General features: G+C 47.2%; 10 protein-coding genes. 1 reads left to right on the plus strand and 9 read right to left on the minus strand.

Going from position 1 to position 12,433, the window contains the following annotated elements; all coding sequences use genetic code 11:
• Positions 1-481: 481 nt before the first annotated feature.
• The 8 genes from OGY72_RS01005 to proB form a co-directional block, all read right to left on the minus strand.
• Complete coding sequence (locus OGY72_RS01005) at positions 482-1,177, minus strand: fimbrial biogenesis chaperone (RefSeq protein ID WP_286546186.1); 696 nt, start codon at positions 1,175-1,177, stop codon at positions 482-484.
• Positions 1,174-2,790, minus strand: coding sequence for a fimbrial adhesin EcpD family protein (locus OGY72_RS01010; protein WP_286546189.1), 1,617 nt, complete (start codon positions 2,788-2,790; stop codon positions 1,174-1,176). Before OGY72_RS01010 ends, OGY72_RS01005 begins: the two co-directional genes overlap by 4 nt.
• Positions 2,791-2,794: 4 nt before the next feature.
• Positions 2,795-5,287: a CS1-pili formation C-terminal domain-containing protein gene (locus OGY72_RS01015; protein ID WP_286546191.1), complete on the minus strand. Its 2,493-nt coding sequence runs from the start codon at positions 5,285-5,287 to the stop codon at positions 2,795-2,797.
• 58 nt (positions 5,288-5,345) lie between these two features.
• The gene (locus tag OGY72_RS01020) at positions 5,346-6,023 is read right to left on the minus strand and encodes an EcpB family pilus assembly chaperone (RefSeq protein ID WP_286546193.1); all 678 of its coding nucleotides are present in this window, start codon (positions 6,021-6,023) and stop codon (positions 5,346-5,348) included.
• A gap of 52 nt (positions 6,024-6,075) precedes the next feature.
• Positions 6,076-6,663 (minus strand): common pilus major fimbrillin subunit EcpA, encoded by a 588-nt coding sequence (ecpA, locus tag OGY72_RS01025; protein WP_003830835.1) that lies wholly within the window; start codon positions 6,661-6,663, stop codon positions 6,076-6,078.
• Positions 6,664-7,261: 598 nt separating this feature from the next.
• Complete coding sequence (locus tag OGY72_RS01030) at positions 7,262-7,981, minus strand: Crp/Fnr family transcriptional regulator (RefSeq protein ID WP_126319150.1); 720 nt, start codon at positions 7,979-7,981, stop codon at positions 7,262-7,264.
• Between the two features lie 278 nt (positions 7,982-8,259).
• A complete protein-coding gene (gene proA / locus OGY72_RS01035) occupies positions 8,260-9,510 on the minus strand; it encodes a glutamate-5-semialdehyde dehydrogenase (RefSeq protein ID WP_279275160.1) in 1,251 nt (416 codons plus the stop codon).
• An 11-nt stretch (positions 9,511-9,521) separates the two neighbouring features.
• Positions 9,522-10,625: a glutamate 5-kinase gene (proB, locus tag OGY72_RS01040; protein WP_003031373.1), complete on the minus strand. Its 1,104-nt coding sequence runs from the start codon at positions 10,623-10,625 to the stop codon at positions 9,522-9,524.
• Positions 10,626-10,914: 289 nt separating this feature from the next.
• Here proB and phoE point away from each other — a divergent pair, with 289 nt between their 5' ends.
• Positions 10,915-11,970, plus strand: coding sequence for a phosphoporin PhoE (gene phoE, locus OGY72_RS01045; RefSeq protein WP_003830831.1), 1,056 nt, complete (start codon positions 10,915-10,917; stop codon positions 11,968-11,970).
• Between the two features lie 57 nt (positions 11,971-12,027).
• Here the strand turns inward: phoE and crl are convergent, their stop codons facing one another.
• On the minus strand, positions 12,028-12,429 hold the full coding sequence (gene crl, locus OGY72_RS01050) for a sigma factor-binding protein Crl (protein ID WP_003830830.1): 402 nt from the start codon (positions 12,427-12,429) through the stop codon (positions 12,028-12,030).
• Between the last annotated feature and the right edge of the window lie 4 nt (positions 12,430-12,433).

Below are 12,433 nucleotides of genomic sequence, written 5' to 3' on the forward strand. Positions count from 1 at the left end.
CCCTCGCTCTATTCACGAGAGAATATACAACACCTTCGACCTCCAATAATCACAAGGCGGTTCGTGATATAAATTTATCCATAAGCCATATCACGTAAATTTAGAATTTATAATCACAGTTATCCATATGAGTATTCCCATCACATCGTAAGTTCCATTTAATAATTGAAAAAGAAAAAACTCCATTTCTTAATCAGTACAAATCCCTTTACTCACTTTCACTTCATTACAAAACAAAAAACTATAAATACAAAATTTACAAAACATATAACTACAATGACTAACAGAATGACATATTAACGTAGTTTATGCTGACCGACAAACTAAGAGAGGATGTCGTAGATCTTGTATTCATAAACATTCCGGCAATATGCACGACATATTGTTTCATCGACTCTAAACTTAATGCTACGTTTTATAAAGCTAGTGACAGTATAGGTCCAATATATAATCTGGGCATATTGGCTCAGACCCAACACCTCTAATGATTAATTTTTGAGCAACCCTGACCCACGGGTAAATATTTCTGTAACGCTACGATAAATTTCCGGTTTTTTGTTTTCAACTCACTACTATGCCAGGTTTCCCCCGGTAACACATAACGCATGGTGGCTTCATCATCAGTTGAGTGACACCCCTGGTGTACGATAATTTTGAAAAAAGTATTCCCTGTGTTTTTCAACGTCCCGTTTATCTCATCAATGGTGTAGGCCAGGTTCATTTTCCTCGGACGAACGACCAATATGGTATCCATAGCGATCACCGGGAGAGCCTGTCCGCCTTTCCCTAGATTACGTTCGGTAAACAGCGTTATCGGCATTTCACGAAACAGTATTCGGTAATAGCGTTCTTTATCATCCTGCGGGCCACGATAGAAAATCTTAAAAAACTCACTTGCCTGCGGTGCCAGTGAAAAACTGAGCGGAGTAAACAAAAGTTCGCCTTCGGCAATAGCACTTCTGTTTTCACCTCCCGGTCCCGGTTTATCTATTTTAATTGCGCTAATACTGTACACGTTCTGTTTCTGGCTATCGTTATAGATTCTTTTACTGATAAATGATTTATCCGATGGCATCTCATAAATAGTCGACTCCAGGTAGACGGCCTGAGCAGAGAACACCGTCAGCCCGGAAAGCAAGACCAATATCCATCTTAGCGCCAAACGACAGTGGCTCATGGCGTCACTCCCACCCAATTCGCCGTCACTTTTATCTCTCCGCTGGCACTGACAACACCTTCCCAATCCGCACCAGAAACGGTCAACATCGAACGCGAATCATTCATTGGGAAAAGCAATTTTAAATCAGTCGCAAAGTAGCTTCCATCATCTGTATTATTTGCGTCCCAGGGCGTCTGTTGCCATTGCGCATCTCTCATGCTGATCGCCGCTTCACTACAGCTATTTCGTTTCTGTACCACGCCACCCGACTGACTGTTGTACTGAAGAAAGGCGGGAATTGGGACAGCTAACCCACCTTGCGTAGAGGTGAACAGGCAATAAGGCACATTGTTTATCGTCGTACTTTCCCCAATAACTTGTGCGGTAATGCTATCAGCCTGACGAGGCCCCGAAACCGTCACGGTGTAATCCATCTCAATCGGAGCAGTCTCGCCAATTGTGCCGCTGCCGCTTGCCGAGGTGCTGTTATCCGATGAGATAATACTGATCCCATATTCCTTTGGCACAATATTGAGCTGTAGCGAAGGGGTAAACTGGTAGTGTCCTGACTCTGGTGTTAAGCCATTATAAAAACCGAAGGTAAACGGCTGACTGTTGGTAATGCTGATCCCTGAATCAACAAGCTTCTTCAAAAATGCTTTTGACAGAAAAATATAAATGTATTCTCCAGATGTCGTAAAAACGTTGTAATAAGCAGTTGAAGTACCATAGTTATACCAGTTTGAACCATTTCCAGAGTATTTCACGGTGGCCGCTCCGGGCGTAAAACCAAGCATCGCCGTGTCGACAAAAGCGCGAAACGTCAAGGAGGCGGTCAGATTGGCCGTTTGTTGCAAGTTATAGCTCACCATTTTGCAAATCACACCGTCAGTACCGCCCACCACGCCAAGTTCACAATAACCAGAGTCTTTGGTGATGCTCGGCGTACCATCGCTGGCAACCCAAAGCTCCTGAAATGCGTTAGTAGAGACAAGTGACAGATGACCGCGTTTAGTTAACGTGTAATTGACGTAATTCCATGATCCTGTCGATTGGTCTTTGCACCGTTTCCCGGAAGAATAATCATAATTTACAGAAGTATAACAGCGGTTGAACACATAGGTTTCGCTGCTACCGGTTGGCACATTGCGGAAGTACTCATAAGCAGTATCGGTCAGGGAAGCGAATCCGTAGGCGCCACCAATAACGCCTGCGACAGAGCCGACCTGCGCATGATAAAAACCGTTTTTGTCAGTGCCCAATCCGGCAATAAACCCGGTTGATGGGCATTGAGTGCCACTATAACAACGGATTCCCCGGAAAGGCCCGTTAATCGGGGAGTTATCAATCCACATGTCCTGATAATAATATCCAGGCGCAGTCCAGCCGACAAAACCTAAATACCCGAGACTGACCTGAGAGGTACCGTATTTTATCCACGTATTTGACCCGCTGAAACGCGGATCAAGTGCCGATGGGGTAATAAAGTATTCACTATCAATGGCATTTTCGATAAACAAATAGTTATTACTGACTGATCCCGAAGAGATTGCATTCAACGCCAACGCAGGCACAGGTGAAAAACTCCCTACGGCACAGATTACAGTAGCTAATTTAATCAATACTTTCATTTTATTACCTCTGTGCCATCGTGGTTTGCGTTGCACATTTCACATCACCAACCCACGCTGCACCGCGTGCTTTTTCCAAATCAAGATCGGCTTCACATACCCTGCCGTTGGCAGAAATTAACGTAATAACCGGATACTTTTTATCGATATCGATAGCAAACTCACCCTTTTCATCCGTACGCGTTTTACCGATGTGGTTATGGATATCGGTATTTGCAGCCAATTGTCCATCGGGATAACGAATGCGACCGAATACGGTGACCATGCTTTTCACTTCAGGGTTGATAACACCCACGTTACCCGGATATAGCGTCAACTCCTGTTTGCGTCCTGAAACAATATCGAAGCTGTCCTCAGAATTTTTATCATTGAGGATTTCCAGCTTGTACTGAGCATAGGGTGGCAGTGCAATGAAATTTGATTTACCGCTGAGAAGATAATTGCGGTTATTAATCTTCGCAGCCAGTTTCCCCTCGCCGGTCAAATCTGTTTTTACGATAACGCCAGAACGCTGCCTCTCTTTACTCAGACCGAAGTCTTTACCAGCCCACGCCAGAGAACCTTGGGAAGAGAAGTTCATATTGGTGGAGTTGTCAGCAGAACGCGTTACCGATACGGTGCCGGCGTTATATTTCGTGTCATAACTCAAATTGCCGTTTACCGAATAATTATTGTCATAATACTGTTCGCCGCTCAGACGCGTTGATGCCGATAATCCGACCGATTTAATCGGCCCTTCAGCATACTGTTTTCGTGCACTGAGATTACCCTGGGTACTACCATAGCGATCTCGGGAGACGCCCATGCTCAACCAGGTCGCCAACGGCAACGATAAGTCCAGGCTGACATAACGTTCCTGTCGCCCATCGTCATTTCGGTTGTTGTAGTAATAACGCTGAATACCTGCACGCAACCCAACCGTGGCATACCTGCCTGAATAAAGGGTCGTGTTGTAATCCAGATTACGGTATTTATTGCCTGAGTAACGATTCTCCGTCTGGCTCACGGTGAGCGAGCCGCCATGAGGAATAAACTTTCCAAGGTTAAGAGTTCCGCCAATGGAATAGTTATCACGTTCCTGCATGGGCAAGCGATCGCCAATTTTACTGTCTTCACGAGATGCCCAAAGGGAACCATATCCCTCAGGGACATTGAGATTGATGTTACTGATGTTTCGCCATGATGAATCGTTCGCTACCAACATCTGATTGCCAATACTGACGTATTCATTCACATTCAGCGTGACATCCGTTTCATTAACCGCATTGTTGTCAAAACCGTAGATCGTTGATTTCAGGCCCAGCCCCGACAATATCGCCAGCGTCACCGATGCGGCCCCCCCGGCAATCCAGGTCTGCTCATTACCCAAATCCTGATAGTGGTTACGCTTATAGCTCACCCGATCATAATCCAGCGAACCACCAAAAAACTGCCACGAGAGCTGATCAACTCCAGCAGCTTGTTGGCGAGCGAAGATCTTATTAACCCGGCTGACACGACTATTAATTGTCCGCCCATTGACCACGATATCTACCGTGACGTCGTAAACACCATACGGAAAGCGACTGGTATCAATTTCATAGCTGCCCATATTAAAGTTCTGCACGCTGAGTAAACGTCCATCGCGGAAGACATGAACCTCACCAGCGGCTGGCAAAAATACGGTAATCGGCGTGAGTGAAAGCGCGGTATTCTCAACAACCGTACTTCCTTTGTTCCCGTAGCTCACACCGTAAATTTTCCCACCATTCAGCGCATTCAGGCTGGCAATAGACTGGACATTCCATGTATCAAGCATCCCCAGCGCCAGTCGATACCCTTCATAATCGCGCTCATACATCGCACGATAAAGTTTACTGGTACCATTGCTGTCACCGATGCCGTAAAACGAACCGTTAACATTAATGTGGTGCTCCCGCAGCGATGTTGTATTGTCCATCGTCAGATAGCTGCGGGTACTGCTGCCATTTCGGTAATCGTTGTAGTAGGTACCAAAGTTGTAGTTCAGGACGTTAGACAGAGTTTCAACGCTGGAAGGTCCAAGCAAGCTACTGCGCGCGACAATCGCTTCAGTTAACGCATCTTTGCTGACAATCATCTCCAGGTGAAATGATGAGACATTAAGTTGCAGTCGAGCATCATCTGACAGTTCAATATTCGTATTATCGTGAAACTTTACATCACGGATTTTTTCCACTAACGCACGGGTTTTCTCGGATAACACAGCATTATTGGGCAATTCAGCAAGAGTCAGTGCTTTAACTGTAATATTGCCATCAACAAGCGAAATCACCGCATCGGCAATTTTTTGCTGACTTTTCTCATCAGTCTCGTTGTAACGTATATATACCGGCACCGTCATTCCCTGCTCCAGTGAACGGGCGAAAGCACTGGGAATAACGTAATTACCCACTTTTACTGGGGCTGCATGTGAAGTTCCTGGTGTCAGCGCAAGAAAAAGACAAATGCTACCGCCAACAATATATGTTGTTGTCATATGCATCCTTACAATCCGGTATTTTTATTTATCCCGTACAGATGGCTGCTATTGACCATCACTTCACTGTAATAAACTGCTTACCGTGCCAGATACCGATGCGTGAGCGGCTATTACTAATGTCGGTGAACTGCAGTTTTATTTTTGTACCTGGCATAATGTAATAACGTTCACGACAGCCCTGTCCCTGATCGCGAGCATTATCTTTGCAAGCTCCATAGGCGATTACTCGAAATGAAACATTGCCAGTATTGCTAATAACATCACCATTACGGTTATATTCAAAACGCTCTTTTCGCGGCCCAACGACCAAAATCGTGCCAATTTCTGCTGACGCTGTCGCAACAGCCAATTTATTGGCCCGGGTTTCCGCGCTCTCGGTGACCGGCTCATCTATCCATTGCAGACGATAATAACGTTCGACATCATCAACTGGCCCTTTATAAAAGAAGCGAAAAACATCCTTTGCCTGACCAGGCAGAATTAGATTGGCAGGCGTAGAGAGTAATTCCCCGGAATTAACGGGTTTTATTTCGACTCCGCCCGCTAAAGGTGATGACAGTTGTTTTACCGATACGCTGACATAACGAGCCGAATCTGTCGTATTAGTGATTTCTTTCGATAATGAACTCTCAGTAGAAGTCATTATCGACGTGATATCACCGACGTTAATTGCCCAGCTGGAAAAAGAGATTACCAACCCTACCAACATTGCTGCCGGTAAATATTTATTCATGACACCATTCCTGATAAATTCGGGAGAATTTCTCCACCCGAACCTTTATTTATTAGGCGGACGGAGTCGTCCAGGTTGCATTGAACTGTACTTTTACATCACCAGTCCAATAGCCGTCTGGCAGTGCAGAGTAATCCGTTACCGGCGTGCTACCATCAGAAGTCGCAGACGCAATGGTGAATTTGAAGTTAGATTGATCGCTGACGCGATCAGCACCGTTGTAAGCGCCATCAGCCATCAGGCTTTCAAGACCAGAAGTCGAGCTGGAATTTACCAGGACAGTATCTGATGAATTAGTCAACGCAGTGCCATTCCATGCCACCCCTACGTTCAGGGTAGACGCATCGCCACTGGCGTTGGTCAGAGTATTGCTAATAATCTGAGCGGTCAGTTCAAAATCAGTTGCCGTTTCCTGGCCCTGAATAGTCACATCAAACGCGCCATCCTGGGAGTTGAAGCCATTAAGACCTTCCGCATACTGGAAAGTCAAAGAGTTCAGCGGAGTGACGACCAACATGCTGGTGGTATCTTTTGTTGCCGTCGCGTCCCACGAGGCCGTTGCAGAAGCAGTGACATCTGCCATTGCATTTGCCGCAACAAATACAGACGCCAGAGAGGTCACTAATAATAATTTTTTCATTTTTATCTTCTCCTAAGAACATACTCACCACCGAGTCTTATTATTAAGTCACTCCAGCGGTTCCATTAATTGCGAGCCAGAATTGCCGCGCCCAAAAATTATCATTTGAATTAAGTAACATCTCAACAAACCCTGAAACGCAAAAATTACAAAAAGACTAAGAATTTTCCCACTAAAACGATAATCTAAGAAGTTTCCTAAGTTTAATTTACTTAAATAACACCGTGAATCAGAACTATCACCCAAATAAATAAGGCAAATCAAACAATTCATCTTTTTTATGTTTTTGATAAATATCAAAAAGATCATACAAATACCACGAGAGCAAAACCCTTACAAAACATAAAGATAATTAACACCTCCATAGTTTCTCTATAATGCTTATTATTTGTTGCAATTATGCTAAATTTTTAACGCCGCAAGAAAATTCTCATGATATATCCATTTGCGCGGGAATATTCTTATAAAAAAATCATTCACCTACAGAAACTACATTCTAATTGATAATTATTTGACAAAATTAAAACCAGGAATTTTCCATATAAAATGAATATTCCTGGCTTATCAGGAGAGATAATGATTATCGTTAAATAGAAAATTAGATAAAACGTTTTAAACCGAGATAACTATTAATTGTTACGGTACGTACCCTATGTAAGGTAATCAGATTCTGCTGTTCAAGTGATTTTAATGAGCGGCTAACGGTTTCAATTTTAAGATCGAGATAACTGGCAATTTCGTCCCGAGAAAATGGCAAGCGAAGCGTCGTTTCTGGCCTGCCGATGCGCAAATGCATCTCGTAAAATTCCACCAGGAAAGCCGCGATCCTAGCCTCAGCATGTTTATTCGCATAGCGCCGCAGTTTTTCAACAATGAATCCATTGTCCCTGCAGAGAAACTTGATGACTGCGGCAGCAACCGAAGGCTCCTTCTCTGCTACCTTGAACAACCGCGCAATATCAATGTGGCAAACCTCCGCAGCCGTTGCCGCCTTAATCGTTGTCAGGTACTTCCCCCCTTCGACAGCATCCAGCGCCATGATATCTCCCGGAACATAAAAGCGGCTGATAAAAACGTTATCGCCACATTCCACGCTGGACTTGCAGTACCCCTCATGGATAACAAAAAGCATATCCGCGGTTTCATCCTGTCGGGCGAGTATCTCCCCAGCTTTAAACCGCCTTCTTTTGTCTATTAATTTGTATTGATTATTACGATCAATCGCCGCTCCCTTTGGGCACAGCGAACAATGACGGGGAGGAAACGGGTTGCCAAGCGGCACAACAGGAATGCTAAGTTTGTGAATATCCGATTTCACGCAACAACTCCTCATAAAAATGAGATTGATTCTAATAGATCGGGCCATAGGAACAATACGTGAAACGAAGACCAGGAAAATTCATGCAGGCAGGGAAAATTCTGTGATACGCCGCCTTTCTGGCGCCAGAGAATGCATAGGTCAGAACCAGACTGGTGCGGATGATGTTAAAAACGCAGGATAAAAAATACGGCAGCGGGATGAAGGTTAGAATTAACTGGGTGATGCCTTTATAGCCTTTTAAATCAGATGGCTATTATTGCATCACCCAGTTTCAATTATGCACGAATCGTGTCGTCACCGAAGCCAACCCACTTGTATGTGGTCAGTGCTTCCAGTCCCATTGGGCCACGTGCGTGCAGTTTTTGCGTGCTCACCGCCACTTCCGCACCCAGTCCGAACTGGCCGCCATCGGTAAAACGAGTAGAGGCGTTTACATACACGGCAGAAGAGTCCACTTCATTCACGAAACGGTTGGCGTTGCTGAGCGTGCGCGTCAGTATGGCGTCCGAGTGCTGGGTGCCGTGTTCGCGAATATGGGCGATAGCGCCATCCATATTTTCGACCACCACAACGTTCAGATCCAGAGACAGAAACTCGTTATCCAGCTCTTCCGGTTTCAGTGACACCAGTTTGGCAGGGCCATGCAGTACCTGCATCACGATTTCATCACCGTGCAGCGTAACACCGCTATCCGCCATCTTTTGGCTTAACGCAGGCAGAAAATGCTCAGCAATATCCTGATGCACCAGCAGAGTTTCTACGGTGTTACAGGTGCTTGGACGCTGCGTTTTGGCGTTAACGATAATCTTCAGGGCCGGGTCGATCTCCGCGGTATCATCAACATAAATATGGCATACGCCAATGCCACCGGTGATGACCGGGATAGTCGACTGCTCACGGCACAGCTTATGCAGGCCCGCGCCACCGCGAGGGATCAGCATATCGATGTACTTATCCATCCGCAGCATTTCAGCGACCAACGCGCGGTCCGGGTTATCAATTGACTGTACGGCAGCCGCGGGTAAACCGCAGGCTTCCAGCGCCTTTTGGATAACAGCCACGGTCGCCGCGTTGGTCCGGTAGGTCTCTTTCCCACCGCGCAGAATCACCGCATTGCCGGTTTTCAGGCACAGGGAGGCAACGTCAACGGTGACGTTTGGACGCGCTTCATAAATCACGCCAATCACGCCCAGCGGGACGCGACGACGCTCCAGACGCAGACCGCTATCCAGCAGGCCGCCGTCAATCACCTGCCCTACCGGGTCGGCAAGATTACAGACCTGGCGCACATCGTCAGCAATCGCTTTCAGACGCGCCGGCGTCAGCGCCAGGCGGTCGAGCATCGCTTCGCTCAGGCCGTTGGCTCGCGCCTGCTCAACATCTTGTATGTTCGCGCTGAGGATGCTTTCCGTTTGCGCTTCCAGCTCATCAGCAATGGTTTCCAGTACGCGATTTTTTTCGCGACTGGAGAGCAGCGCCAGCTTGTATGACGCGGCTTTGGCAGCAATGCCCATTTGTTCCAGCATATGCCTGTTCCTTAACGGGTGATCATGTCGTCGCGATGGACAGCAACCGGACCGTATTCGTAGCCCAGGATGGTGTCGATCTGTTGTGAGTGATGTCCGGCAATACGGCGCAGCGCGTCGCTGTTATAGCGGGTGACGCCGTGGGCAATATCGCGCCCTTCGAGATTGCAGATGCGGATCACTTCACCACGAGAAAAGTTACCTGTCACGCTTTTAATGCCTTTTGGCAGTAATGAGCTGCCGCGTTCCAGAATTGCTGCGGTCGCGCCCTCATCGACGGTAATCTCCCCGGCAGGCGGCGCGCCAAAGATCCAGCGTTTACGGTTCTCCAGCGGAGAGGCCTGAGCATGAAAACGCGTCCCAACGGAAACGCCTTCCATCACGTCGCCAATCACGCCCGGCTTGCTGCCTGCGGCAATAATGGTGTCAATCCCGGCGCGGCACGCGACATCGGCGGCCTGCAGTTTTGTGCCCATGCCGCCGGTTCCCAGACCTGAGACGCTATCCCCGGCAATGGCGCGCAACGCATCATCAATGCCGTGTACGTCTTTAATCAGCTCAGCCTGTGGGTTGGTGCGTGGATCGGCGGTGAACAGCCCCTGCTGATCGGTCAACAGCAGCAGCTTATCGGCTCCAGCCAGAATTGCCGCCAGCGCGGAGAGGTTGTCGTTATCGCCGACTTTAATCTCAGCGGTCGCTACGGCGTCGTTCTCATTAATGACAGGAACGATGTTGTTATCCAGCAGCGCCCGGAGCGTATCGCGGGCATTGAGGAAGCGCTCTCTGTCTTCCATATCTGCACGCGTCAGCAGCATCTGCCCGATATGAATACCGTAGATCGAGAACAGCTGTTCCCACAGTTGAATCAGTCGGCTCTGCCCGACCGCCGCCAACAGCTGTTTCGAAGCTATCGTTGCCGGGAGCTCCGGGTAACCAAGATGCTCACGTCCGGCGGCAATCGCACCAGAGGTAACGATAACAATACGATGCCCTGCGGCATGGAGCTGCGCGCACTGGCGAACCAGTTCTACGATGTGGGCGCGGTTCAGGCGGCGGGATCCGCCCGTTAACACACTGGTGCCAAGTTTTACCACCAGCGTCTGGCTGTCACTCATGATTCTCTGCCATTCAAAATTGGGGAAAATGATATCAAACGAACGTTTTAGCAGGACTGGCCCCGGTTGCCAACAACCAGCGCACAAAGCATGAAATTTTATTGCGCAGGATCAGCAAGCGTAGCGGCAGATTTTGACGCATTTATTACAGAAACAAAAAAACATCCTTTTTTAAAAATATTCTTACTTTGTCATAAAACGTTCATTGCCAGACGTTAAAAACCCTCCTGTCTTTTAACGGGGATCACACCCAGTGAATATTAGCGCGTACTTTTAATCAGGAATGAAAATGAAAAAGAGCACTCTGGCATTAGTGGTGATGGGAATTGTTGCGTCGGCATCCGTACAGGCGGCGGAAGTGTATAACAAGAATGGTAATAAGCTAGACTTGTACGGCAAAGTAAAAGCCATGCATTACATGACGGATTATGACAGCAAAGATGGTGACCAAAGCTATATCCGTTTAGGTTTTAAAGGCGAAACGCAAATTAACGATCAACTAACCGGTTATGGTCGTTGGGAAGCAGAGTTTGCCGGCAATAAAGCTGAAAGCGACTCTAACCAACAAAAAACACGTCTGGCCTTCGCCGGTGTGAAATTAAAAGATTTTGGCTCGTTTGATTATGGTCGTAACCTGGGCGCGCTGTATGACGTGGAAGCCTGGACCGATATGTTCCCGGAATTCGGTGGTGACTCCTCCGCACAGACCGATAACTTTATGACCAAACGCGCCAGCGGTCTGGCAACTTACCGTAACACCGACTTTTTCGGCGTCGTGGATGGCCTGGATCTGACCCTGCAATACCAGGGTAAAAACCAGGATCGTGATGTGAAAAAACAGAACGGCGACGGTTTTGGTACTTCCGTTACCTATGACTTTGGCGGCAGCGATTTCGCGGTGAGCGGCGCTTATACCAACTCCGATCGTACCAACCAGCAGAATCTGCAAACTCGTGGTACGGGTGATAAAGCTGAAGCCTGGGCGACCGGCTTAAAATATGATGCTAACGATATTTATATTGCGACGTTCTATTCTGAAACACGCAATATGACGCCAATTTCCGGCGGCTTCGCCAATAAAACACAGAACTTCGAAGCGGTTGTTCAGTACCAGTTTGACTTTGGTCTGCGTCCGTCACTGGGTTATGTACTTTCTAAAGGGAAAGATATTGAAGGCGTCGGCAATGAAGACCTGGTGAATTATATCGACGTGGGCGCAACATATTATTTCAACAAAAATATGTCCGCGTTTGTTGACTATAAAATCAACCAGCTGGATAGCGATAATAAACTGGGCATCAACGATGATGACATCGTTGCGGTGGGTATGGTCTACCAGTTTTGATATAGCATAAAAAAATGCCGGATGGGGTTGCGCCGCCATCCGGCATTTCACTGTTCATTATGCCGTTAACTTAACCGGTTCATCCTTAAAGCCGTCAGCAGGTTCCAGCGCCAGATTCAGCGTCGTTAACAAGCCACGTAATTTTTCATGGAATTCACGTAAGGTGTATTCCAGTCGCTCTACCACTTCAGTCTCTTTCACCGGCACCGCCGTCCAGTTACCGTCTTTATCAAACAAACCAAACTGATAGCTGTACGTGAAGCGTTTTTCCTGCGCCTCCAGTTCCATCCACCAGCCCCAGAACTCCCGTTTCTCAGGGGCGGGTTTCACGTTGACGCAAACAGCCAGACAATCGAAAAAAAATCGATTATCTTCGCACTGCCCTTCCCGGATATACGGGCCAAGCGCGGTGAATTTCTTGATCAATCTACTTTTCGGATGCCCACTCGGTAACGTCATTACG

This window comes from Citrobacter sp. Cpo221 (assembly GCF_030332345.1).
In the GTDB taxonomy this organism is placed as follows: domain Bacteria; phylum Pseudomonadota; class Gammaproteobacteria; order Enterobacterales; family Enterobacteriaceae; genus Citrobacter; species Citrobacter portucalensis.

What these genes read in the sequence shown, in the direction of transcription:
- OGY72_RS01020 (WP_286546193.1), bottom strand. Translation starts at nt 6,023, where the DNA reads ATGAATAAATATTTACCGGCAGCAATGTTGGTAGGGTTGGTAATCTCT.
- OGY72_RS01015 (WP_286546191.1), bottom strand. Translation starts at nt 5,287, where the DNA reads ATGACAACAACATATATTGTTGGCGGTAGCATTTGTCTTTTTCTTGCG.
- proB (WP_003031373.1), bottom strand. Translation starts at nt 10,625, where the DNA reads ATGAGTGACAGCCAGACGCTGGTGGTAAAACTTGGCACCAGTGTGTTA.
- phoE (WP_003830831.1), top strand. Translation starts at nt 10,915, where the DNA reads ATGAAAAAGAGCACTCTGGCATTAGTGGTGATGGGAATTGTTGCGTCG.
- OGY72_RS01005 (WP_286546186.1), bottom strand. Translation starts at nt 1,177, where the DNA reads ATGAGCCACTGTCGTTTGGCGCTAAGATGGATATTGGTCTTGCTTTCC.
- proA (WP_279275160.1), bottom strand. Translation starts at nt 9,510, where the DNA reads ATGCTGGAACAAATGGGCATTGCTGCCAAAGCCGCGTCATACAAGCTG.
- OGY72_RS01010 (WP_286546189.1), bottom strand. Translation starts at nt 2,790, where the DNA reads ATGAAAGTATTGATTAAATTAGCTACTGTAATCTGTGCCGTAGGGAGT.
- crl (WP_003830830.1), bottom strand. Translation starts at nt 12,429, where the DNA reads ATGACGTTACCGAGTGGGCATCCGAAAAGTAGATTGATCAAGAAATTC.
- ecpA (WP_003830835.1), bottom strand. Translation starts at nt 6,663, where the DNA reads ATGAAAAAATTATTATTAGTGACCTCTCTGGCGTCTGTATTTGTTGCG.